The sequence below is a fragment of the Psychrobacter aquaticus CMS 56 genome (assembly GCF_000471625.1).
Lineage (GTDB): Bacteria > Pseudomonadota > Gammaproteobacteria > Pseudomonadales > Moraxellaceae > Psychrobacter > Psychrobacter aquaticus.
In genome coordinates, this window is sequence record NZ_AUSW01000034.1 from 337,402 (window position 1) to 360,361 (window position 22,960).

General features: G+C 43.2%; 39 protein-coding genes. 10 read left to right on the forward strand and 29 right to left on the reverse strand.

The genetic code is table 11. The annotated features are described in order from the left end of the window. Positions 1–31: 31 nt before the first annotated feature. The 21 genes from M917_RS10970 to M917_RS11065 all read right to left on the reverse strand — a co-directional run bounded on the left by M917_RS10970 (position 32) and on the right by M917_RS11065 (position 12,671). Positions 32–304 (reverse strand): hypothetical protein, encoded by a 273-nt coding sequence (locus tag M917_RS10970; protein ID WP_021814917.1) that lies wholly within the window; start codon positions 302–304, stop codon positions 32–34. A 14-nt stretch (positions 305–318) separates the two neighbouring features. Next, entirely contained in the window at positions 319–669 is a 351-nt protein-coding gene (locus tag M917_RS10975) for a phage tail assembly chaperone family protein, TAC (RefSeq protein WP_021814918.1), read from the reverse strand. 75 nt (positions 670–744) lie between these two features. Then, positions 745–1,245 carry a phage tail tube protein gene (locus tag M917_RS10980; protein ID WP_021814919.1) on the reverse strand — a complete coding sequence of 167 codons (501 nt, stop codon included), beginning with the start codon at positions 1,243–1,245 and terminating at the stop codon, positions 745–747. A gap of 29 nt (positions 1,246–1,274) precedes the next feature. Further along, entirely contained in the window at positions 1,275–1,637 is a 363-nt protein-coding gene (locus M917_RS10985; protein ID WP_021814920.1) for a DUF3168 domain-containing protein, read from the reverse strand. Between the two features lie 63 nt (positions 1,638–1,700). After that, a complete protein-coding gene (locus M917_RS13750; protein ID WP_021814921.1) occupies positions 1,701–2,516 on the reverse strand; it encodes a hypothetical protein in 816 nt (271 codons plus the stop codon). Between the two features lie 34 nt (positions 2,517–2,550). Next, positions 2,551–3,051, reverse strand: a complete 501-nt coding sequence (locus tag M917_RS10995; RefSeq protein ID WP_021814922.1) for an HK97-gp10 family putative phage morphogenesis protein — start codon at positions 3,049–3,051, stop codon at positions 2,551–2,553. Between the two features lie 2 nt (positions 3,052–3,053). After that, entirely contained in the window at positions 3,054–3,410 is a 357-nt protein-coding gene (locus M917_RS11000) for a phage head closure protein (protein WP_021814923.1), read from the reverse strand. Between the two features lies 1 nt (position 3,411). Then, positions 3,412–3,654, reverse strand: a complete 243-nt coding sequence (locus tag M917_RS11005; RefSeq protein ID WP_040642631.1) for a hypothetical protein — start codon at positions 3,652–3,654, stop codon at positions 3,412–3,414. 30 nt (positions 3,655–3,684) lie between these two features. Beyond that, positions 3,685–3,993 (reverse strand): head-tail connector protein, encoded by a 309-nt coding sequence (locus M917_RS11010; RefSeq protein ID WP_021814925.1) that lies wholly within the window; start codon positions 3,991–3,993, stop codon positions 3,685–3,687. Positions 3,994–3,995: 2 nt separating this feature from the next. Further along, positions 3,996–4,295, reverse strand: a complete 300-nt coding sequence (locus M917_RS11015; RefSeq protein WP_021814926.1) for a hypothetical protein — start codon at positions 4,293–4,295, stop codon at positions 3,996–3,998. A gap of 125 nt (positions 4,296–4,420) precedes the next feature. Next, the gene (locus tag M917_RS11020) at positions 4,421–5,647 is read right to left on the reverse strand and encodes a phage major capsid protein (RefSeq protein WP_021814927.1); all 1,227 of its coding nucleotides are present in this window, start codon (positions 5,645–5,647) and stop codon (positions 4,421–4,423) included. A 75-nt stretch (positions 5,648–5,722) separates the two neighbouring features. After that, entirely contained in the window at positions 5,723–6,589 is an 867-nt protein-coding gene (locus M917_RS11025) for a head maturation protease, ClpP-related (protein ID WP_021814928.1), read from the reverse strand. Then, the gene (locus tag M917_RS11030; RefSeq protein ID WP_021814929.1) at positions 6,564–7,823 is read right to left on the reverse strand and encodes a phage portal protein; all 1,260 of its coding nucleotides are present in this window, start codon (positions 7,821–7,823) and stop codon (positions 6,564–6,566) included. The genes M917_RS11025 and M917_RS11030 overlap by 26 nt, the downstream gene beginning before the upstream one ends. Beyond that, positions 7,820–9,544, reverse strand: a complete 1,725-nt coding sequence (locus M917_RS11035; protein ID WP_021814930.1) for a terminase large subunit — start codon at positions 9,542–9,544, stop codon at positions 7,820–7,822. Before M917_RS11035 ends, M917_RS11030 begins: the two co-directional genes overlap by 4 nt. Positions 9,545–9,563: 19 nt before the next feature. Continuing rightward, on the reverse strand, positions 9,564–10,028 hold the full coding sequence (locus M917_RS11040; protein WP_021814931.1) for a phage terminase small subunit P27 family: 465 nt from the start codon (positions 10,026–10,028) through the stop codon (positions 9,564–9,566). 117 nt (positions 10,029–10,145) lie between these two features. Further along, positions 10,146–10,490: an HNH endonuclease gene (locus tag M917_RS14050; protein WP_040642633.1), complete on the reverse strand. Its 345-nt coding sequence runs from the start codon at positions 10,488–10,490 to the stop codon at positions 10,146–10,148. Further along, a complete protein-coding gene (locus M917_RS14230) occupies positions 10,490–10,654 on the reverse strand; it encodes a hypothetical protein (RefSeq protein ID WP_021814932.1) in 165 nt (54 codons plus the stop codon). The genes M917_RS14050 and M917_RS14230 overlap by 1 nt, the downstream gene beginning before the upstream one ends. 96 nt (positions 10,655–10,750) lie before the next feature. Next, on the reverse strand, positions 10,751–11,107 hold the full coding sequence (locus M917_RS11050; RefSeq protein ID WP_021814933.1) for a hypothetical protein: 357 nt from the start codon (positions 11,105–11,107) through the stop codon (positions 10,751–10,753). Positions 11,108–11,420: 313 nt separating this feature from the next. After that, positions 11,421–12,263 (reverse strand): hypothetical protein, encoded by an 843-nt coding sequence (locus M917_RS11055; RefSeq protein ID WP_152513978.1) that lies wholly within the window; start codon positions 12,261–12,263, stop codon positions 11,421–11,423. Continuing rightward, positions 12,256–12,438, reverse strand: coding sequence for a hypothetical protein (locus M917_RS11060; RefSeq protein ID WP_021814935.1), 183 nt, complete (start codon positions 12,436–12,438; stop codon positions 12,256–12,258). The genes M917_RS11055 and M917_RS11060 overlap by 8 nt, the downstream gene beginning before the upstream one ends. Before the next feature lie 14 nt (positions 12,439–12,452). Then, positions 12,453–12,671, reverse strand: a complete 219-nt coding sequence (locus M917_RS11065; protein WP_021814936.1) for a hypothetical protein — start codon at positions 12,669–12,671, stop codon at positions 12,453–12,455. 77 nt (positions 12,672–12,748) lie between these two features. Between M917_RS11065 and M917_RS13760 the strand changes: the two genes are divergently transcribed. After that, complete coding sequence (locus tag M917_RS13760) at positions 12,749–13,468, forward strand: GIY-YIG nuclease family protein (RefSeq protein WP_021814937.1); 720 nt, start codon at positions 12,749–12,751, stop codon at positions 13,466–13,468. Here M917_RS13760 and M917_RS11075 read toward each other — a convergent pair. The 8 genes from M917_RS11075 to M917_RS11110 are packed head-to-tail and all read right to left on the reverse strand — an operon-like array spanning position 13,463 to position 17,337. Beyond that, complete coding sequence (locus M917_RS11075) at positions 13,463–13,870, reverse strand: hypothetical protein (protein WP_021814938.1); 408 nt, start codon at positions 13,868–13,870, stop codon at positions 13,463–13,465. The two genes, M917_RS13760 and M917_RS11075, sit on opposite strands and share 6 nt — an antisense overlap. Beyond that, positions 13,867–14,127, reverse strand: coding sequence for a helix-turn-helix domain-containing protein (locus tag M917_RS11080; RefSeq protein ID WP_021814939.1), 261 nt, complete (start codon positions 14,125–14,127; stop codon positions 13,867–13,869). Before M917_RS11080 ends, M917_RS11075 begins: the two co-directional genes overlap by 4 nt. Continuing rightward, on the reverse strand, positions 14,124–14,297 hold the full coding sequence (locus M917_RS14235) for a hypothetical protein (RefSeq protein ID WP_021814940.1): 174 nt from the start codon (positions 14,295–14,297) through the stop codon (positions 14,124–14,126). The genes M917_RS11080 and M917_RS14235 overlap by 4 nt, the downstream gene beginning before the upstream one ends. Further along, positions 14,294–15,682 carry a YdaU family protein gene (locus M917_RS13765; protein ID WP_021814941.1) on the reverse strand — a complete coding sequence of 463 codons (1,389 nt, stop codon included), beginning with the start codon at positions 15,680–15,682 and terminating at the stop codon, positions 14,294–14,296. Before M917_RS13765 ends, M917_RS14235 begins: the two co-directional genes overlap by 4 nt. Beyond that, on the reverse strand, positions 15,682–16,359 hold the full coding sequence (locus tag M917_RS13770) for an antA/AntB antirepressor family protein (RefSeq protein ID WP_021814942.1): 678 nt from the start codon (positions 16,357–16,359) through the stop codon (positions 15,682–15,684). The genes M917_RS13765 and M917_RS13770 overlap by 1 nt, the downstream gene beginning before the upstream one ends. Before the next feature lie 39 nt (positions 16,360–16,398). Next, entirely contained in the window at positions 16,399–16,605 is a 207-nt protein-coding gene (locus M917_RS11100; protein ID WP_021814943.1) for a hypothetical protein, read from the reverse strand. Between the two features lie 2 nt (positions 16,606–16,607). Then, entirely contained in the window at positions 16,608–17,051 is a 444-nt protein-coding gene (locus tag M917_RS13775; RefSeq protein WP_021814944.1) for a phage regulatory CII family protein, read from the reverse strand. 58 nt (positions 17,052–17,109) lie between these two features. Continuing rightward, entirely contained in the window at positions 17,110–17,337 is a 228-nt protein-coding gene (locus M917_RS11110; protein WP_021814945.1) for a hypothetical protein, read from the reverse strand. Between the two features lie 102 nt (positions 17,338–17,439). On the opposite strand from M917_RS11110, the gene M917_RS11115 reads away from it, so the two are divergent. From M917_RS11115 to M917_RS11150, 9 genes are all read left to right on the forward strand, one after another. After that, positions 17,440–18,207, forward strand: coding sequence for a LexA family protein (locus M917_RS11115; protein WP_021814946.1), 768 nt, complete (start codon positions 17,440–17,442; stop codon positions 18,205–18,207). Positions 18,208–18,469: 262 nt separating this feature from the next. Then, the gene (locus M917_RS11120; RefSeq protein WP_021814948.1) at positions 18,470–18,799 is read left to right on the forward strand and encodes a hypothetical protein; all 330 of its coding nucleotides are present in this window, start codon (positions 18,470–18,472) and stop codon (positions 18,797–18,799) included. A gap of 66 nt (positions 18,800–18,865) precedes the next feature. Next, positions 18,866–19,204: a hypothetical protein gene (locus tag M917_RS11125; protein ID WP_021814949.1), complete on the forward strand. Its 339-nt coding sequence runs from the start codon at positions 18,866–18,868 to the stop codon at positions 19,202–19,204. Between the two features lie 44 nt (positions 19,205–19,248). After that, positions 19,249–20,073: a DUF2303 family protein gene (locus M917_RS11130; RefSeq protein ID WP_021814950.1), complete on the forward strand. Its 825-nt coding sequence runs from the start codon at positions 19,249–19,251 to the stop codon at positions 20,071–20,073. A gap of 102 nt (positions 20,074–20,175) precedes the next feature. Then, positions 20,176–20,397: a TraR/DksA C4-type zinc finger protein gene (locus tag M917_RS11135; protein WP_051354272.1), complete on the forward strand. Its 222-nt coding sequence runs from the start codon at positions 20,176–20,178 to the stop codon at positions 20,395–20,397. Positions 20,398–20,434: 37 nt separating this feature from the next. Beyond that, positions 20,435–20,995, forward strand: coding sequence for a hypothetical protein (locus M917_RS11140; RefSeq protein ID WP_021814951.1), 561 nt, complete (start codon positions 20,435–20,437; stop codon positions 20,993–20,995). After that, entirely contained in the window at positions 20,985–21,536 is a 552-nt protein-coding gene (locus M917_RS11145; RefSeq protein WP_021814952.1) for a hypothetical protein, read from the forward strand. The genes M917_RS11140 and M917_RS11145 overlap by 11 nt, the downstream gene beginning before the upstream one ends. Further along, on the forward strand, positions 21,526–21,894 hold the full coding sequence (locus M917_RS14460; protein ID WP_021814953.1) for a hypothetical protein: 369 nt from the start codon (positions 21,526–21,528) through the stop codon (positions 21,892–21,894). Before M917_RS11145 ends, M917_RS14460 begins: the two co-directional genes overlap by 11 nt. Continuing rightward, the gene (locus M917_RS11150) at positions 21,789–22,883 is read left to right on the forward strand and encodes a tyrosine-type recombinase/integrase (protein WP_227500835.1); all 1,095 of its coding nucleotides are present in this window, start codon (positions 21,789–21,791) and stop codon (positions 22,881–22,883) included. The genes M917_RS14460 and M917_RS11150 overlap by 106 nt, the downstream gene beginning before the upstream one ends. Positions 22,884–22,960 lie beyond the last annotated feature (77 nt).

The following is a 22,960-nucleotide window of genomic DNA, read 5'->3' on the forward strand; positions in this document are numbered from 1 at the left end:
TAACCGATTGGAAACACTCTAGCAATATTATTTAATCCGTCAACTGCTCCTCAAAACCAATCTCAACATCATCTTCATGCGGCATAAACTCAAGGGGCTCTACCCAGTCCTCAAATTTAAGCTCTTTGTTAATGTTCATTGCAATGATATTGGCGGCTGCTTGCTCAACACGCCTACCAATGTTTAGACTGCCACGTATATCGCGATACTCAGCCCATTGGTTAATCTCTAGCATGGTCAGATTTGATTTAACTTGATGAATGGTATTTCCGCCGATACCTGACAGCGCAAGCTCAAAAAGCAATTCGTTTTCACCTGCTATGAAGCCTTTTTGCTCTTGGCTTGCATCGCCTTTTTTATATTCTCAGTGCCCCACACTTTATCAAAAACTGCAGACGCCAGTGCTTGCACAAAATTTTCTTCTATCTGTTTTTTGGTAAACATCACTTTGTCGTTGTCGTCTACTAAGGCTTTACTGATCCACTCACTAGCTACGCTTTCTTGATCGTGCATACGCTTCAGTAATGTCTCAGTTTCAAAAAATGGTAGCTGCTTGATGCGCACATCAACACTGCACTCTTCGCCGTTGTGGAAAAATTCCACGGTTTCATCGCGTACTTGCGAGACAAGGCTACCTGACTTAATATCGGCTAGATTTAACTTGGCCATCTTTACAATCCTCTAAAAATAGTTAAGCCCCAATTAAGGGGCTCATCGTTCGTTTATTTTGTCAGCGCTTTAGGCTTATGGCGTGACAGTCTTGTATGCCGTGATAGCTCGAGACTGACGCTTCATCGATACAGTATTTTTAACCAGTGAATCAGGGTCGAAAGTTGGTGCGCTATTTTTTAGCAGGGCCGTAAATGATGTCCAAGTCCGACCTTCTGGCAGCGTTACCACACCGGTCAAAGCCTCAATCTCTGGGCTAATCTTACCGTCAGCCCAACCAACGAATACTTCTACGCCTTCACGGTCATCAGCAAGCTGCAGCAAAGTAATATGAGTGGCGTTTTCAGGATCAGTATTAATCGTAATAGATCCTTCGCCCGGTGTATTCAGCCCATAAGTAGACGTTGCTGAATCCTCTTCCTCTAAGCAAGTGTCAGGGATATCTGTTGGACTGTCATCGCCCAGCACAATACCAGTAATACAAACCATCTTAGTCAGTATCGCCGCACTATCTTCACCGTGTTTAATCCAAACATTCGTGCCTTGCGCCAGTACGCCTTTTTTAATCTTAGCCATAATACTATTCCTGTGAGTAGTGGGTTTTCTTAACGCTCTAGGATCCAATTTGCATCGAATCCACGACCATAAAGTTTTGCTTTGCTGTCATATAGACTGATAGATGGATTTGATATCCAAGATTCTTTTTCGAGCGCTGCTCGACAAGCATCGCGTAAAATATAAGCGGTCTTTGCATCTGTTGCATAAACCATCAATTGATACTGCGTGTCGTCAAAATTTGCGGGCTCATCCAAATGATTGTTTGCTTGTCCTGATATGGTTTGCCAGACGATGTATGGCGGTGATGTGTCATGTGGCGCAATATCTTCAAACACTTTACTCTCGACATTAATGAGCGCCGCCAAATCAATATCAGCGTTAAGTGTGCGGTATATCGGTAAAAAGCTCATATTTCACCCATTAAAAAAGCCCTTGCTGTTTCCAGTAAAGGCTCGTTGATTTAATTTTAAGTTTTAAGCTGTTTTCTGCTCAGCGATATGTTTTAGGTGCTCAGGAATATTATCAGGTAGCCTAGCCCCTTTTGATATATTGTCAAATTCCCATAATGGCTGCAGGTTTGTGTGATGGCACAGCTCAATTAAATGCTCTTTAGTTTCAGCAATTGCCAGTGGCACAATGTGGTCAACGTGCCAATCGCCGTAATTATCCCAACTCATGCCATTAGTAAACCGGGCTTCAAGATACGCTCTAAGCTCAAGCCATGAACAGCCTAGGTAGTCATTTACTTTTAACCATTTGGTTTCACCACGTTTAGCTAATTCAAACTTAAAACGCCCACGCATATTCGTTTGCAAGGCGTAAAGTTTGTCAGTTTTTCGTCTTTTCTTAACATACTCTCTTGAATATTTATTGATCCGTTCGGATTCACGTTTTTGATATTCGGCCTGTCTGGCTATTATTATCTCTCTATTCTCAGCATAGTACCTAGCATGGCGCTGTCTTATTTTAGCTCTATTTTTAGCTCTATATTTTGCCGTCTGCTCAAGCGTATGCTCTCTATTTTCAATGTAACGCATTTTACTTTTAGCTAGATATTCATCCTTTTTAGCTTCATAGCACCGCTTTTTTGCTGACGCCACTTTTTCAGGGTGCGCTTCGCGGTATTCTTTAGACTTGGCTACAGCCTTATCTCTATACCTAGGATATGATTCTTTTCGCATGGTGCTACGGCATGGTTTGCAATATATAGCAAAGCCATCTTTTGCATTCTTGTCTTTTGTGAAATGCTCAAGTGATTTCGTTTCTTTGCAACGGGTACAGGTTTTCATAATATTTACTCTGCTATACAACCCTTGTATTATCTCACATTTTACTAATTTCTTTGTCCAGTTCTTCTAAAAATGAGCGCTTGAACTCAGCTTGAACTGCATCTATGTTGTTATTCAGCGCTGGACGTAACAAAGGGGTGGCTGAGTTGGTAGCTGTCCCATATTCCAAATAACGCCAGTAAAAAGTGTCACCACCGGGGTTCTTCTTATCCCCTTGGGTTTGATACCTGCGACCTATTCGACCTGCCCGCCTATTGTCCGCATTGGTACCGTAATTTCTAGCACCGCCTTTGACGCCCACTTTCATCATGACAAAGTCGCCCTTAGTTTTACTAGGCTTAGTGACAATGTTTTTCCAAATCTTTTCAGGACTGTGTTTGTCATCGAGCGCCTTGGCGTTTTGCACAGCGTCTTTCTTAACAATGTTCATTGCTTTGCGTGATGCGCGTGTCGCAGCGTTTTTAACTTTGCGTGGCTTACCCAGCTGCCGAATCTTGGCAAGAACCTCATCAAGTCCAGTGATTTCGTTTGCCATGATTAGTCCTTAAACTGCTCAACCCCACCTGAAAGATTAAACGTGGTATATTCCAGACCGCTATCGCTATCATCAAGGCCTTGGCTACTTATGGCAAAGAGTCGACCCTTCCAAATCACGCGCATTGTCGTATCGATATCAAGACCAGCGCTATATCGCACTTTCATTCGAGCGGTAATTTCAGAGTCTGCCGCTTGTGCACTGATCAAGTCTTTAGTAGAGAGAGGGGTGATCTTTGCATATGCCTTTTTGTAGTCGATCCACTCGGATGGCAAATCATATCCGTCGTCATCGCGGCCGCCTTTCACATAGCTTTGGATAGTGACACGGTGTCTTAACTCGCCTGCATTGACTGCCATATCAATCATCCATATCTAAAAAGCCAGACCCTGTTTCGTCATCGTCGTCTTGCTGCTCGATGAGCTCGCTTAATATTTCGTCATTCTGCTCAATCAAACGCAATATCACTTGTTCTTTTTCACTGGACTGCTGGATTAGTACGCTATTTTGTTCGACCAGCTTGGTCACCAGTTTTATTAAGCTTGGCAATAAGTCGCTTTGCTCGATCCCTTGCTTCATCGGCTCTTTGTTTAATCCACTCACGGCGTGCCTCGCATCCTTTACAAGTCATTGTTAAGTTCCCATTCGTCGGTAAGGTTGTAGCAGAGCCTTAGCCCCCATTGGCACTTCAATCATGGACGATTCAGATACCGCCTCACGATGGGCATACCAGTGACCAACGATGAGTAAGGTAGCCTGATCAATAGAAGCATTGTCGATCACACCATACTCATCGTCTTCTGGTACCGCCAATTCGTAAATAGTCCGGTCAATATGTTGTTGAATATGATCACGAGCAGCTGCCATGTATCCCGCCAGCAGCGCATCTTCATCTTCATGCTCGATGCGGCATTGAAATTTTACCTGCTCAAGTGTCACCATAATTAATCTGCCTTGCCGTCGGTTTCCGCTTTATCTTTATCTTCAGCAGCAGCAATCGCACGCTCTTCTGCTTCTTCATCTGCTTTAGCTTTGGCTTGTTTTTCGGCTTTAGCAGCTTTAGCTAATTCAGCTTTAGTTGGTTTTTTTTCATCAACTTCAGCTTCTTTATCAAGATTATCAACCTCGACAGCATAGCCTTTGTCCACAAGTTCTTTGCCTTCTACAGCATTGACCTTTACTGTCTTACCATTTGCGACGGTAGTACGACCTACCATCATGTATTTCAATGTACGAATAAGCATAGCTACTACTCCTTTTTGTTAATGCAAAGCTAACTGAAATAATTAACTTTGGATTAATAAAAAACGAAACCCGTTAGACGAGTTTTGTTTATTGTTTTTTTCAATAAGAAAGTTTCTTTAAATGATTAAGCGTTCAGCAAAGTCTTAGCTGCAGCGAAGTCACCAAAAATGAACGACTCAGGACGCTTGACGACTAGGCCAAGGCGCTCTTCGCAACGGATAGAAACCATGTTGTCTTCAAAGTCAGTATCGTTTTCAGTACTGATAATAACGTTTGCTTCTTCACGGTCAAAGATTTGAGCAGCACTTGCGAATGCGCCAGTCAAGAACTTACCACGGAAATCAGGCTCATCTGTGTCAACAACTGGCAAACTCCATAGCGTATTACCAACCAGGTTCATTGGATTAGCCATAATATAATTACCAAGGCTATTCTTAGTGAGTTCAATTTTTGCCCATTCTAAGAAATCCATAACCGTGGCAGTTGCTGGTAAACGAGCAAGACGTGCCTGCAACATTGCCAAGCGAACGATGTCGATATTAGTAACAGGCGCTTCAGGATCGAATGGAGACGAAAAAGCGGTTGCTTGTGGCACGATACCAGTCAAATTACTACCGGTACCGTTTCCAAATAACAATTGGCGCTCTTCTTCTTGCTTAAGACCAAAGCGCATTTCAGCATCAATCGTTGACATGAGCTGACTCATATCATCAAGAATTTGCTTAGATGCCTTAAACATATGAGCGATAGTGCCAACTTGCGTCATTTTAGTTGCAAACGCAATGTCACTGTAAGGCTTCTTAGTGCCTTCTGGCACAATGGCAGCTGCATTAGTAAAGCCTGTCTGCTGCACCCAAAACAAAGCATTGCTCTCGGTTGTACCAGGTGCGATAAGATCGCGAATGAATAAACGTTGTTTAGGCTGCTGATCAATACCAGGCAATCTCATAGGTTCAATAACACCAGGCACATCAGCAGTTGTTAATGCATCTTGTATTGGAATACGCAACTTGTCGCCATGTTGTAGATTTTTAGCAAACTCTGCTAAACCCTCAAAGCTTGCAACTGTTTGTCCAATGGTTTTAGCAGATGGACGACCAGAGTTGTTTTCATTACGCTTGAACAACTGCTCAGCATCACCAAGCTGCGCCTCAAGGGCGTTTTGCTTAACTTCTAATGCGTTAGCAAGAGTCAATGCTTTATCTGCAGCGTTCTTAGTTTTTGTACTAACTTCGCCATGTCGACGTGCTTCTTCCAAAGCTTTTTCAGCTTGTGGTAGTAGCTGTTCATGGGTAATTTTAAGCTGCTTATTGACAGCTTCAAGTTCCGCTTTAATATTTAAATCTGACATTGTCTGTCTCCAAAAACAGAAAAACCACCAGACGGTGGAATATGAGGTAATAATTAAGTTGGGTTTGAGTTGAGGTCAGTCTTTCAACTGGTAGGGATTAGCGGCAATAGCGCGCAAATCTTCGACCAAGTTTTTTATGTCAGCAGCGTCATGCGTACTGTTTTGAGTAGCGTCTGGCGTACCCTGTTTTAATTCTGCAAATAATTCACGGCGTTCGCTCCGCGGGATACCTTGCATGGCCATCATACGGTCAATCTTACGGACAGCGTTTGAAGTGTGCTTGTTGTCTACGTCATTGGTAATAACATCTGAGTCGAGATAACCATCAGCAAATCCCATTTCAACAGCCTTCTTGCCACCGATCCATGTTTCAGCATCCATTTGAATAGACAACTCATCTGCATCAATACCGCTACGAACGTGATAAACATCAGCGATCGTAGTGTCGATTTGCTCTAAGAAGTCCGCAATGTCGCGTAAGTCGTTACGGTTCCCGCCAGCGATAGTCCAACTGTTGTGGATCATAAAGAAACCAGCACGTGCAATCTGCAACTCATCGGCTGCCATTGCAATGAACGAGGCTGCTGAAGCAGCCACTCCAAGAACTCGGACAGTTACTCGGCCTTTATGCTCACGTAGTAAATTATAAATTGCCAAACCTTCGAAGACATCGCCTCCTGGTGAATTGATATTGACGATGACATCACTATTACGCCCTATGCTACGAAGTGCCGCATTAATGCGCTGGGCTGTGGTACCGCTATCAGTCCACCAGTCATAGCCGATGGTATCTAAAATATTGATGACATTATCGTCTTCACTCGTATCCGCGGCTTTAATAGTGCCATCCCACAGCTCAAGCGCTTTGGGTGTAACATCTGTGTGGGCCTGTGCACGATGTTTCTGTTCTGGCGCCTTAGGTAGTTGACTGCGTCGGTTCATTTTTTGCTCCGTAATTTGTGCCCACTTGGTCAATCCCAATCAAAGCAGACTGCACTGTATATTTATCACCGCCCTCAATAGGCGGTAGATTCTCAAGACGTCGTACTTCGTTGCGGCTCATCCATCCATTATTTAATGCTGAGTTATAGTAAGCAGAACGTCCAGCACTATCCGCTCTTAATAACCCTTCAACTGAAAACTCGACCGTAATATTGTCAGCATCAAGAGGACTTAATAAGCACCGGCGTATCTCTTGTTCAATATTGACTAGTATCGGACGCAAAGTATTAGTTAAGAACTGAAGCCATTGACCATCAACTGATGACGCCCAACTTGATGACTTATCCATATGGCCAATCATGAATGGCGGTACACGAAACAAGCGGCATATCTCTTCAACATTAAAGCTTCGCGTCTGTAGCAACTGTGCCGCTTCTGGATTCATCGTAATGTTCTGATACTTCATACCAGACTCAAGAACCATGATGCGACCAGCGTTTTCACTTGAAGCATATTTGGTAACGTTGTCTCTAATCTGCTCACGCTGATCAGTTTTGAGCTGCATATCAGTACTTAAAAAACCAGAAGGTTGCATGCCCTTTTTAAAAAACTTACCTGCAGATTGATCAGCAGCTGTTGCGCTACCAACGGTTTCTCGACCTTGTGCAATTGGTGACAAACCAGCCAAGCCGTCAATACCAAAGCCACGAATATGCATCATTGCATCTTCAAATATAACTCGCTCTTTACCATTTTTGATAACTTTGTATTCAAGAGCTCCGCTCTCTAATCTCTTTTGACGTACTGTTTGAGGCAATAAAATGTCAAGAGAAACCAAGCGCGTACCAATGTAAATCTTTTCAACATAAGCATTTCCCCATAGGCAGATACTCGCAATGATCATCAACATAAAACGGCTAGGTGTATACTCAGCATTCGGCTTTTGCGAAAGTAACTTATGCAAAGGGTGAGTCTTGGCTACTGTTCGGCTACCGTCCTTATTGTTTTGATATACCTTGATGGGTAGCGTTGATATTGTTTCACTGAGCAAGCGCGTACACGCCCATACCGTCGACAACTGTAATGCGCTGTCTACAGTCACATGCTTTCCACTTGATGTACTATTACCACCCATCAAGTTGAGTATCTGACTGCTGGTTAAATCTGTTATTTGATGCGGTACACCCATAAACTCCAATATTGCGGCTCTAATAGGGCCTATTTTCTTTCTCATAAACCCACCATAATTGGATTGTTTGTAAAATTATCTAAGCTATTTGCACCGTTGTCACCAGCCAGCACCATTGCACGACTGATACCCATTAACAGTGCAACAGCACCATCAATCTTTTTGTACTTGGTTTCTTTACGCGGGAAAACGTTGTTGTTTGCATCCTCACGCGATACCACATTGCCAATCATCCAAGATAAGACTGGATGGCCATCATGATGAAACCGTCCACCTTTCATTGCAGCTTCTAATTCACGCATAGCAGGAGAAAAAGACTTAACAGTTTTAGGTATTTTGACAGCATCGTAACCCGCCTCTTCAATAGTAGCGGCGACTTGGAAACCACCCCACTCATCATAAGGAACTTCGGTCAATGGGAAGTTGCCCGCATCAGCCACCAGATCATCAGCAATAGCATTCAAGTCGTTTTCAGCACCATCATGAACTTCAAGCAAACCTTGATTCATCCACTTCTGGTACCGCTCGATGGCTTGCTTCTCATCGCCCTTATAAACCGTATCTTCTGGTAAATAAAACCATGGCGATATGCAGTAGTAATGCAGTCGCCCATCGTCTTCATAGCGATAAAATAAGTTGATGCGTGCAGCAATATCAATCTTGGAAGCCAAGTCAATTGGCATCACACAAGGTGTTGTTGAAAAATCATCAAGATTTAAACTGTCATCAGCACAGGCGCGCCAATGTTCCATATTAAAGAAAGCCGATTTTGCAGATACCCAAACATTTAGGTGCTTGGTCTTAAAAGAGTTTTGACGGCTTGCATTATTAATAGCCTTGGTTTGCTGCGATGCTAGGAAGTCAGCATATACGGACACATCATAATTCGGGTTTGCTTTGATCAGTACGTTTGGGTCCGTCCAATCATCCCCGTCATCGATGCTCCATATCCAACCAAACAATTCATCATCTGGCACATTGCCAAGCAGCATATCTTGCACACGACTGCGAAGCTCATAGCAAGGGCCTTCAATATTATGACCCGCTGTGGTAATGACAAACATCATTGGTTGGCGACGCGCACCCATACCCGTTTGCATCGTGTCATAGAGACGACTATCAGGATGCTCATGGTATTCATCGACGATGGCGCAATGTGGTGACTGACCGTCTGGTGGATCACCGATAATTGGCTCGAACAAAGAACCGTCATCAGGTCTTTCAAGACTGGCCGCGTTAATCTGTATGCCGGTTGCTGCTACCAAAGCAGGCGACCGCAATACCATCAAACGAGCAGGTTTAAAAACTTCCCATGCCTGCTTCTCAGTTGTAGCACCAGAATAAACCTCGCTACCAAACTCGCCATCGTTTGCAAACATATTGAGAGCGACGCCGGCAGCAATTGCTGACTTACCATTCTTACGTGGCACCTCCCAATAGGACTCACGGAAGCGCCTGAACCCATCTTTTTTACGCATCCACCCGAATGTGACCGCGATACCAAATTTTTGCCATGGCTCTAACTGGATTTTTAAGCGCTTTAAAGCCCATTCACCTTTGGTATGAGGTAGCAACTCAACAAAAAGAATCTTCTTTTCGGCTGCTTTTGGATCAAATTTGTATGGATAGTCACGTTTTTTTGATGCTTTTAGGTCGTCTAAGTGACGTTGGCAAGCCAGAACTACCCATTTGCATGCTGCAATTTTGCCTTTGATGACTGCTCTTGCCCACTTATTGGCGATATCAACATTAGGATAATCGACCATATTTATCTCGCTTGAGCAGTCACATATTCAGCACACCAGCAAATGGATTGGTTTGGTTTTTATCGCCAGCGCCAGTCAGTCTTTGACGAGATGAAGGATCTAATCCTAGTAAGCTGCCAAAAGTTGCCATCTGTCTTGCTGCCTCATTGAGTGCGGTTAATGCTGGATTTTTAATTGGACTACCTGATGCGCCAAGAACCGTAACACCTTCTTTTGCAAGCTCCATCTGGCTTTTACGGTAAGTGTCATAAGCCATACAAAAAACTTCGACGTTATGCATGTCAGTAATTCTTAGCAACTCATTCTCAAGCAACTCTGGAACTATCGAGCGCCAGATCATTGGTGCAAATTCTAAATCGCTCATATATTCGGGCGGCTCAATGTCGACCACTTCGCTAAATGTTGGAACGTTGATATTTTTATTTTTCGATTTTCTAGGATCAGCCTTGCGGCCGCGACCTGGTACCGATGCGATTCCTCCCATATCAAAAAATCCTTAGTCCGTCAATAGGGCAAACTTTTAATTCAACGCTCGTAAAAATGTACTTTAGGGGGCGGTCATTAGGGGCTTCTGGCTGAAGGATTGATGTACCCTCCCCCTTTATTCATTGGCCGTTTTGGTTCGATGGCATTTTTTACAGAGCGATTGGAGGTTTTTAAGCTCGTCGGTACCGCCATTTGCCTTGTTAATTATGTGGTCGACGTCGGTTGCTGGCACGTATCTGACTGACTTGCTACAAGATACGCATAGATAGCCATCACGGCGTAGTACTTCTTCGCGAAGCCTACGCCAAGCGTGTCCGTAACCGCGTGCTGTGGTACTACCTTTGCGGTCTGGTCGCTTGGTCCAGTTGCTGCGTTGGTCTGCATGCTCATCACAGTATCCTTTGTCTTTACGAGTGGTTAGGTTTGGGCATCGGTATTGACGGCAAGGTGTGGACGGCATTACTTATCATCCTTGGCTTCGATAAACTTAATGAGCTGCTTAGCTTCTGTGTTGCCGCGGTCAGCACGGTCTTGCAACAGCTTGCGTTGATGCGCCTTGAGTGTAGGAGTCTCAGCATTGTCGTAGCTGTCATAGAGCTCTTTGCCTGAGTATTCGTACAACATGACAGCAACTCCATGACCAAACGTTAGACATAAAAAAGCCCACGCTATTTCTAACGTGGGTAAATAGATTAGGTATTATCACGTATTAAGTAATAGCTACTTTTTATGTGTGCCTTCTACACCACGACGCATACGCTCAATAGTTCGTTGTTGCAACCAGTGCTGCGCTTCTTCAATATGAGTCAACGCGCAGGCATTTTCTTTGCAACGATATTCACCATCTTGAAAACCGCGCAATCGATCCGCAACAATCTCAAGCAACACTTCATTTGTTAAGCCATTCACACCATGCTCGTTAATAGGACCGTTTTGAAAACGAACATCAACTAGCGTGCTATTGTCATGCGTTACTTGATAATGATGATTGGCGTTGCCCTGCCCTTTTTCATCCATCGCTACCAATGATAATGCGTCATTAGTTGGGTTAATGATGTGACCTTTAATCTCTCTCATAATAATACCTACTAAATTCGGGACATAAAAAAGCCCACGCTATTTCTAACGTGGGTAAGGAACATTGCAAGAAGGCGCCAACACATCATGATGACTACACGCCACATGCAACGTGCATCAGTCAGTGAAGACTTCGATTTGGTTTGCAGTGCCACCTGCTAGCGGGTATCTCTATGGCATGTGCTGACTGTGGCTAAATCAATCAGGCATAAAAAAAGACGACCGGCTATTAAACCTATCGTCTTTTATTTCTTTGGCTCTACTTACAACTGAAGCCAGTATGACAAATACTACCCCATTCGGGCAGCATGGGTCAAGCGTTATCATCCACCTTATTAAGCTGGGCGCGATAATTACCAATAGAGTAATCAATCCGCCCAATCATATCGAATAGATCGTGTGTCATCTGTCTTTGGTAAGTCAGCCATACATTTGTATATGTACTAGCATTAACCTCAATACCGCAGAACTGCAACCGACCTTTCACTGTATATATATCCCACAGCTCATACAATTCAAAATGTAATACCATGCGTGCCATCAGCCGTGCCAGCTCAGACAGGCTGTGAGTACATGCCTGCGGTTCTGAACGACCATCCTTCTTACAGCGCTCGACCATCTTAGCTGCTAGATATATTACCACCTCATCAAAGTGCCGTGACCAATCCCAGTTGGCATCACTACCCCACAGCAATATACTTGCCAGCGACTTGGCTGGCTTGTCTTCAATCAGAGCAATGGCGGCACAATGGTCTTCCCAGTTTACTTCAGGAGGTAGACCGCCAGCACCAATATTAAACTTCACAGTCTTAGCGTGCATGCCTTGCTCAAGCCAGCCTTGGTTTGATAGCTGCAGGTTTGGTGATTGACCAAAGTTGTTAGGCAATTCATCAATCCAAACGTGTGATGGCGACTCCTTTTTAACCACAGTTTCATCTACCGCTGCTTGAGCTTGGTCGACTGGCACAGCGTAACTGAGGAACTTCTCAATAGACACAACTCTTTCTTTTTTACGGCTTTCATTATTAGGCCATTTAAACCTAACCTCTCCTTTATCAGCATCAATATGCAGTACCTTAATCGCTCCACCTTCTTTATCAACCCAACCAGTCTTATTATCAATACCACACATCGCCATCCCCTCAATATCAATCACGTTTAAAACCAACTCTTGCAACCATTAACAACGCCAAGAACCCAAGTAATACTAACAATGAGCCTGATAGCTTATATAGAGATAGCACAACCCATGATACAGCCAATACTAATACCACGTTATAAATCATCGCCATTAGTGCATGCCAGCATTCTGGCCAATATTTCCAGTCCATAATCATCTGCTCCTTTAATCTGAGTTGGTGGCATAATCCGCCCATTCTGTTTGTATTAATTCATAATCCAGCATGCCCGATGGTGGGTTAAGGTAATCGCAATCTGAGCACCTGATCATTAAAAAACCATTAGGGTAATCACTGCTAGCAGGGCGTGGTCTAAGCTCTAAATCACTGATTACAAATTTTATAACTTGATAACAGTTGCCACATATCACTTGATAGTTTTTCATAAGCCTCCTTTAATAACTACTAACCAGACCGTGTTAAAATAAATACCTAGCAATTGGTTGTTATGTGAGGATGCCTAATGAATTCCGGAATATATGAAATAAGAAACATGTTGAATAACAAAATATACATAGGTTCCTCTATTAATATAAAAAGCAGGATTAAGCGGCACTTCAATGACCTTAAAAAAGGATCTCACCATAGTTTGTTTCTCCAAAGATCTTTTAATAAACACGGATCAGAAAATTTTTCATACAGAATTATCGAAATCACATCACAAGATAACTTACTGCCCTGCGAGCAATTCTATTTAGATACACTAAAACCCGCTTATAACATTAGTAAGAATGCTGGTAATACCCTAGGGATTAAGCATAGCCCCGAAGTTGTAGAGCGCAATAGGCTAAGAAACTCTGGGTTTGGCAATGGAAACTCCAAAATAACGCCAGAAAACCTCAATGAAATACTAGAATTAAGAAAAAACTTATCAGTTTCAGATATTGCAAGTTCATACGGCGTACATATAACTACTATTGAAAGGGTTATCAAAAAACACTCCAGCTCTATCTTTGGCAAGGTATACGACAAAAACTCAAGGCATAAAATATCCAATAGCAAGAAAAAGAATAACTATGCAGGCAAAACTGTTTATAGGGTTAATGTGGGCGGTACCATTGTTGAAGTACACGCCAGCATGACCGATGCCGCTAAATTTGCTGGCATATCCCTCGCAACAATGAAGTACGGCATAGAAAATAACATTAAGCGTGGCATGTACTTTTTTAAAATGGCTTCATAACCTAAATACAATTAATCCAGCATCCCTAGCGTGTCCATTAGTTCGACCAGCCCACTTGGTTATTCTTTTAAATTCTTCCGCTGTTTTCTTAAGTCCCTTACCCATTGGTTTGATAAATACCGCTTGATAGCCATTCTCTTTGCACCAGTCTTGCCATATCTTGGCATCGCGCTTAACACTACCAGCGCCTTGGCGCCTAGATTCCGTTTGCTTGTTCTTACCACTAAAGCCTATCCATAGCCTTGCATCTTCGATATAAATCTTAGTATTCGATGCTGGGTAATTATCAATAATTAGCTGCATTGCCTTAGTAATTGTCATACACTCTACGCGATGCAAAATACCCTCTATTGACACAGCTATACCTGTCTTAACGCCTGTATCAATACCAATCAATATCATATCTCTAAGCCCCCACGTTTTTCTTCATTTAACTTATAGCCGATTGGATTGCAGCCGCCAATTCGTTTGTCTGCAATTAAATAACCCCATTCTGTCAAATCTTTAAGCATCTTCTGTGCCGTTCTAATGTGCGTGTTTGTTAAGTCCGCTATGTCTGCTGCACTTACACGGTTAGGGCTTAAATTGGCGATATGACGTGGTGCTGAGTGTCTTGACTCGAATGTTCTTTGCGCCAATGGTCTGCTATCGGTATTCATCTCTCAACAACCTTATGCATCGTCTTGAATACATCGGCTGTCATATCGACTTTGCTGCCATCGGTATAAGTGACTGCGACTTTGGTGCTACTGATATGCTCAGCTGTGCGTACTACTTTGCCGTTGGCTCTGTTTTCTGTGATAGCGCCTGTAATGGTCTTGATACTCATACCGCCTCCTTCATTTGGTTTAATAATCTGTCGTAAGCTTCGTCTTGCATCTCACCAGGCATTTGCTTTTTAGCGATGTATTCATACGTTTCTTGTACGCTCATGTTTGGCAACGGCTCTTTCCACAACCCATTCACCACGACCGACACGCTTGGATCACGTTTGGCTTGGATGGTTGGTTTGGCATGGCTAGGGTGAAATACAGGTGGTAAGTCACTATCAAAATTTGAACTGCCTTTGTTTGCAGTAGTGCCCCATTCTTCGTTATCTGTAGAGAAACGGCCCTTAGCTTTTTCCTGACGGGCTTGGTTTGCTGCTTGCTTGTCAACTTCACTCATCAGCCATTTGCGAAGCTTAGCCTTGCGATTTGATTCAGTTGCTAGTGCTCTACCAAGTAATGCCTGCTCAGCGTAATGAGCCTTGAAGTCTTCTACGTGCAGCGAATACTGGTCATCGGTAAGTTGCATCATCTTGCCAGCTCTAAATAACTCACCGCGCATTTCATCAATGGTTGGTGCTTCCCAGTTTTCGATATCGTCAGCACGTTGGTCACGTATCAAGTCAGCTTTGGTTGCTGGCTGGTTGGCTGATGATTGAGTTGGCTGTGATAATTCAACTGGTGCTGGTTGGCTGTCTGATGGTTGATTATCATCAGTAGAGTTATCCACAGAACCATGATTAGATTTATCCACAATTCCCTCGCCAGCGTTTGTGTGTGCGTCACTCTCACTAACTGGTTTATGGTTATTGGTTACTGGTTCATGGTTTGTAGTTATAGCAGCATTTTTTGCGTTACCACCGTTACACGCATCATCGTCATTCGTTACAGTTGTCGTTACATCGGTTGTAACGTTACTTGTAATACTGTCGGCGTGAGTTGCATATAGATCTCTTAGGTCGGCAGCCTTAATATCCTTATCAACCGAAACACCTATACTAGTAAGGGCGTTAATCATATTGCGTTTGTCTTGACGAGACTTGCGTGTACGCTCTGCATTAGTCATTGGTATTTCATCATCGTTACACGTAACGTTACGTGTTGCGTTACCGAGCGTTACACCTTGCGTTACATCAAACGTTACAGCGTTACCACTTGCGTTACTGTTTTTGAATTTGTAGTTTTTAATCTCTCTATCGATACGATGATGGTGATGACGCTTACCACGTTTGATAAAGAACTCATCAAGCACATATTCTAAAGAAGCGCGATACTCTGTATTGGTGCACAGTAGACGACGGGCTAAGCTGTCCATATCTGAGGTATCAATAGCCTGCTCTGTGTTGTAGTACATATCTATCAAGTCACGATAAATAGCGCGCTCAGGCAATGATAAGTGACGTGCTGAGTTATTGAAGTCAGCAGGATTGAACATATAAAAATGCATTACGCCACTCCTTCACTGATTAAGCGCTCGATGATCCATGCTTCGCCGCGCTTGGTGAATAGAGCTTGTGAATGGCCTTGTTCAGTCTGTTTGACTGCACCTAACCCTTTATCGATAAACCATTGCTGGAATACACGCGAACGCTTCACAGCCTTGTTATAGACGCCAAGCTCTTCAAGTACCTTATTCATGGCAACAGCTGACAAACGAATCTTTTGAGCGACTTGCGTGGCATTCAACAAGCCAGCACGCTCAACGACGTTGTCATAATGAAGTACTTTTGGCTTAGCGAGTTCAAGCTGGCGTGCTTGGTTTGCTGCTAGTTGTAAGGCATCAGCAAAATTTTGTGGTATTACTGGTGCAGACGGTACGGCTGATTTAACCTTGCGCTCGCACTCAATAAAATACTGACGCGCTTGGCGGCCTTTGTCTGAACGCTGAATCATTGATATTTCTTTAGCCATGTCAGTAGAGACATAGAAGTCCGAAAGCGTTTGTCTTGCTAGGGCGTTAAATACTTCACACCCTAAATAATCTTGGGTTTCAACAAATCCATATTGCAACTGACGATCAAACCAGCTAGCAAAACGCTCAGTTGGTTGTAAAAAATCATAAAGCTCACGTGCTGATACAGCCTGCTTCAAATCTTTATGTTCTTGAATAGTTAGTAATTGCATGTCATAATCCTTTTCTAAATGTTTGTTTTGCAGAAATACCTAAAGCCCATCAATGTCCGTTGATGGGCTTTTTGCTTGTTTGTCCTTCAGGTAATCAATCGCTTCTAGCATGTCACCCAAATCACTTATCTTCTGATTGCGCTCGATGCGCTCGAACTCGCGCTTAATAGCAAGCTCATCACCAGTGACTTCTACGGCAGCGATGCTTTTGCAATAAGAGCAGTTGTTGCAATTTTTTGCTGGCATGATCAATTCCCCTCACAATGTTTTGTGATTTGAACGCTCAATGTGCGAAGCGCGACGATGGCGTTCTGTATTGTCGTTTGTAGAGCGTCATGCTCTTTATAATCGATACAACCGTCTTCTAATGCTTTTTGCATTCCACTCATGATGTCGCCCTGGCATGCTGACGTAGATAATGCAGTCATGAGTATGCTTGCCTGCGTCGCCTCACCATCAACTTTACAAAACACACCACCAAGACGCTGGGCCATCGCTTGGATGATGCTCGTGTCATTGGTATATTCCATAATGGTCAGCGCTTCATCTAAACGTAGATGGTGTGTGTTGGTCGCTGGATTGACCTTGTTGTTTAATACGGTGCTCGACATACCCATGCGTGCGGCAATGGCTGTTGAACCACCATGCTTAGGGTTATGTACTGTCTTGTGGGCTGCGTCTATTACGTCCATCGTGTCCTACCTATATTTAAAAACGTGTTGTTGATGAATGGTTGGTTGTACTATCTAACTAACAAGAACGAGGTTTAAAAGACTCTTTAATCTGATCTACTGGAACACCTGAAATATCAGAAAGCGCTTTAGAGTATTTGGTTTCATCAGAATACTCAGTGCGAGGTAAAGAGCCGTTTGATGCCCACTTATAAATAGCTCTCTCGCTTAGCTTTACCTTTTTAGCGACCGCAGGAATACCACCGCATTCTTTGTTTATGAAATCTTTTAGAGACTGTTCGAGCATGGCTGAATTCCTATTTTAAGAACAATTGGTTCATATTAACAGGTACTGACTTTTCATTCAATAGGAAATACAATTGAACAAACGGTTCATAAGGAATAAGAGATGAATAGTTCAGATGACGCAAAAACTGCATTTGCAAAAAGACTGAACGATGCTCTGACTGAGAAAGGTTATCCACAGCGCGGCAGTGCTCAGCGATTAAAAAGAGAAGCGGGATTCGATATCTCTGATAGAGCTATTAACAAATGGCTGAAAGCCGAAACACTTCCTGATCATCACAACATAGAGTTGCTAGCCAAATTTTTAGGTGTTAACTTTAACTGGTTGGCTGCTGGACAGGGTGAAAAGACATTTAAGCCAAGCCGTGACGACTTGATGCAAAAGATAAGAGATATAGAAAATCAAGATAAAGGTACCGACTACCCAACACCAGAAGGCACTACAGCTGTAAGGATGACTAGCCAGTCTTCTATGGTTCCTATATTGAGTTGGGTTGCAGCAGGAAGTTGGTCTAACGTAGAGGCTGTGACATTTGAAGATGCTATAGGTCAAGCGCCGAGACCAGCTAATCTCTCCAAGTTTGGCTTCGCATTGCGTGTACAAGGTCAAAGTATGCTACCTGAATTCAAACCTAGTGAGATTATCTACGTGGAGCCACAGACAGGCTTCCTTGCGCTCAAAGATAGCGATCTTGTTATCGTGCAGTGCAATGATGATAAAGAAGCGACGTTCAAGCAGTTGGTACTAGGTGAGACATCGGATGATATGTATCTAAGACCTCTTAACCCAAACTGGCCTGAACAAAGAATGATGCCGATGGGTGAATGCAATCTAGTGGGTAAAGTGGTGGGTAAATATGTCGAATACTAATGATTGGGCATACGTATGGATATGCCATTTTTTAAAGCACGCCAAGCCAGTCGATACTTTGCCATTAGGTTGGTGCGTGTATCGTGAGGCATTAGACTGGGATTAATAGCAGATAAATAAATAAAACCGTCCATTTGGGCGGTTTTTTTGTGTCATTAGTTCCTATTAGTTCACATAAAATGTATTGATGGTTCATATTTTGATTGACACTTAAGAACCTATGGTTCATAATTAATCATCACATCGACACAGAGTAACTGTTATGAACTCAATCAAAGATTTTCTAGCCAGCATCGGCGTTGTCGCGCTATTGATCATTGGCATCAACGCAGCAGTTGTCGCGCTATTGATCATTAACATCAACGCAGCAACGGCTGGCGTGCAACAAATCAATAAGGCTTTTGATCGTCAGGAATCAGCTCATGACGCGATGATTGCTGAACATAAGGCATATCTAGCCAGCGATGACGAAGACTACTACGTCACTGATCCAATGAATGGCTTTGACGAAGAAGTATATGAAGCATCTCGGCAGGCAGAAACAGCAAGACATGCCAACCTCTTTATATCTAATGCTTACGCTGACAATTAACTCCAACCCTGTCTTGCCAGCAGGTGAGCCAGTCCAAACAACCTAACCTAAAAAAAGGAAAGTCTTATGACTATCTCAACCAATGCAGAAAACTTCGTAGGCGAACTTAACGCCGGTGTATTCGCCAAGCAACTTGGACACGTGCTATCAGATGTCGCTGAAAGTGTCGCTACTCACGGTAAAAAAGGCGAGGTAACCATCAAGCTACGGTTTGCGCCATCGAAGGCTGACAACCAAGTAGAGATGGAATGTGATCTGTCTTATAAAGCACCAAAAGCAAGCCGCGGTCATCGTGCAGAGCTAACGCCAAGCGATACGCTCATGTATGTCAACAAAGGTGGTCGTCTGAGCTCATACCCTGAGAATCAGCATGACCTGTTCGCCAACCACACTGCTGCCGAATAACGGTAGCAGTCAACCCAACCAAGCCTATTATTAAGGATTTCAAAATGTCAGATGTTAATAACGCGCAAACCGTCGCTAGACTCGTGCAAAGTATCAATATGAACCTCAAAAACCCTAAAGCACCTTCGTTAATAACCATACCTGAAAGTTATGTCTTAAAAAATACCGAAGCCAGTCAAGAGCATCGTGATCGTTTCCGTGGCACGTTCAAAACAAAATCATTGCAAGCGTTTTCTGATTATGTGATTGAGCGTGGCAGTGCTGATAAATGCTTCGTGGACAATAACCATATCAATCAAATGGCATGTCAGGCCATATTCAATCTAGGCAATGAAGCGGTAGCTGGTCATGCAGATGACACTGCTAACCTAGTTTTGAACATAACACATGAGTTTGCTTCGTTGCGGAGTAGTCAGAGACTCAATCAAAAAGGTCTTATCGAGTTTGTGCAAGATTATGCTTACTGCTTATCTTTTCATGAGTCAGTCGATGGTGAAGTTGGTGACGCTATGAGTATGGCAGCCGCTATCAACGCTTTCCGTAGCGTGACTATCAAGACAGCACGTGAAATGACTAGTGATGTACGTGATATGAGCTCAACCAAGTCTGCCCTGGAACATATCGAAGCAGACTCAGCGGTTAAGTTACCCGGCTTCATTGTCATGCATACACCAGCATATGACGACTTGCCAGCAATAGACATAACTGCCCGTTTATCTGTGCTCACAGATGACGAAAACGTCCGATTTGGTGTTCGTATCGTGGGCGAGCACAAACTCTTAAACGAACAGGCCAAGCAATTTGTTGAAATGATTAAGACGGCCGTACCTGATGATCTACCTGTTTATGCTGGGACGTTTGCGCCGTAAATAATCTTTATTGTCTATAGTTAAGACCTGCCAGCATCGCGATTGATGTTGGCAATCAACAATACTCTTATCGGTAATTTAATTTAAAAAGGTAGATGGCTAATGGCTGATGATATAGATCGCGCTGGTGAGCGCATAGATGCTGAGATGACAGCGCGTCTTAGGGTATTGCCGGTATTCGACATCCCATCATTCCCTGAGTGCATATCATGCGGTGAGGATATACCGGCTATACGCCAAGCAATGGGCAATGTGAAGCGCTGTGTTGATTGTCAGATACATCATGAAAGCTCAGTAAGAGTTTGGAACCACGGTCATAAATAAGCGTAAATATTTTTAAATTTGAAGGACGGAGATAGTCATGGATAAGTTTATCAAAGAAAATGATTTTAATTGGCTATGCTTGGCTACAAATGATGATTGTAAAGGCACCGAGCGACCTTACCTAGAGTACATTCATGTTGCAAATGGTAATGCTTACGCAACAGATGGACACCGTATGCACGCAGCACCCTGCAAGCTAGATGACGGGGTTTATTGTCGTTACGAGATTGCCAGAAGTTTAGATATTAATAATATACCCCCAGTTGAAACTGACGTTGCGATACCCGACGGATTTAAGCCGCAAGTACTTATGATCAAACAAGCGCGTAAAGCGTTTAATCCAGCCAGTGAAGTAACTGCATCAGATTTATATGTACAAAATGGCTTCTACGGCCAATTGATGCCGAAAGACGGTAGCAGTAGATTTCAGCGCATATATGTACTAGAAGCACTGTTTGGTATGTCCACCAAGGGTGAAACTATATTGCATGTCCATACTAAAGACGATGGTGAAAACTTTATGTATGCCAATGACGGTGAAAGGTCTTTTGTTGTGATGGGCATGCGATTGGATAAGGAGAGTGATTGTGAAAGCTAGAGAGTTGCAAAAATATCTAGGTACGCCTAGGGCTGTACACGCAAAGGAAGGCTTCATCTGTATAGCCTCTGCATATATCAACAATCTAGTATCCCTGAACGTTGATACTGGTCATTTATCTTATGCGTTAGGTGGTAGACCAAAAGACACAGAATTAGAAAAAATATGTAAAGGCCTTGAGTCTCTAACCAAAGAACAGCGTAATTACTTCTGGAATGGCTCTGATGAAATCAGCAAGCCTATCACTCTTTATTATGCGGATGATCAAGGTGACATAAAAACTGCTATCACGGACAGCCTAGACTTTCCAAACGTAACTGATGATGGCATCTTAATTTACTCGAACACTCACTTTGAAAGCGAAAAAGAGTTATTAGATTACGAAATAAATAACGCCAAGCTTGCAATTAAATGGCTCAACCAGAGCGTGTCTGAGAAATACAAGGCATTGATGGAAAGCCGAAAGTTGTTATCTGATCATAAGTATAAGATTTATAAGCTTGAACTATCATTAATTGAGGTGATTGAAAATGCAAAATGAATCTCAAGCCATTATCGACCTACTCCACCAATCAGGATTAACGCCGCTTGATTGGATGGATGCCAAGCAGTTCGCAGCCCTGACAGGTATCGATGAGAAAAAACTCACTCACCGTAAGCAAGCATGGCCAGAAAACGTTGTTTGGATGAAAGAAGCTGGTAATCTGTATTACTCAATAAGAGGATATAACAAGTGGATGACGCAGCAAGCAGACATACGTTACCGCAAGGCGTGCGGCTTAGATCGGGGCGTATCCAGATCTACTTTAGACGAGACGGTAAGTCCTATCACGTCACGCTCCCACACCCCATCACTGCGGAGGGCATCAAGGCAGCTGCTAAAATTAGACGTGACCTAATCACCAAAGCCGAATGGGGTGTGCTCACAGAAGCAGACCTCGCCAGCGCTAAAGGCGAAATAGTTAATGATGATAGCGTTATCGTTGGTGATGGCGCATTATTTCAAGAAATAGCACAAAAGTATCTGAAGCACTGCGAAGCCAATACAGACTCTAAAAAAGACTATGTGAGTGCATTGAATAAGCATTGGATGCCAGACTTGGCGTTGATACCTATTCATCAGATAACGTCTGATTTGATACGTGACATCATCTCTGACATAGATTTCAAATCAGATAAGACGTTTAATAACTGTCTGGTACCACTGCGCGGCGTATTTGAAAAAGCAATTGAACTGCGCCTTATCACGCCAGCAGAAAACCCAATGGCGATGATTAAGAATAAAAAAGTACAATCAGGCCTGCCGGACCCATTCACCCGCGATGAAATGAACGCACTATTAAACTGGTTGGATAAAAATTTGACCGATAAAGACCATTTTTATTATTGGTATTTTGAAGTGGCTTTTTGGACGGGATGCCGTCCTAGTGAGCTGAACGCTCTAAGATGGAAAGATATTGACTGGTTTAATGGCTCAGTGATTATTAATAAAAGCCGTGTGCGCGGCGTTGAGAAACAAGTCACTAAAACTCATACAGCGCGTGAAGTCTATTTGAATGACCGGTCGAAGCGAGCGCTTGAAGCACTGGACGCTATGAAGCTCAGTGATGACTATGTAATGATATGTCCAGAAACGAATGAGCCTTTCTACAATGAAAAACCTGCCCGCATGAGATTGATTGAAGCAATGAAGTCTACGCGGGTAAGACATCGCCCAGCATATAATGCCAGACACACCTATGCCACAATGCTGCTCATGTCAGACGTAAACCCAGTGTTTGTAGCCAACCAACTGGGCCATAGCTTACAAATGCTCATTAAGCGATATGGTCGTTGGCTGCATGGTGATCAGAACAAGCTTGAGATATCCAAGCTGACAACTGACTGACATGTTCTTGCCAGCCAATCATGTCAAAATCATGTCATAAAAAAAGCCAGCCACCTAAGTGACTGACTTTATTTAAT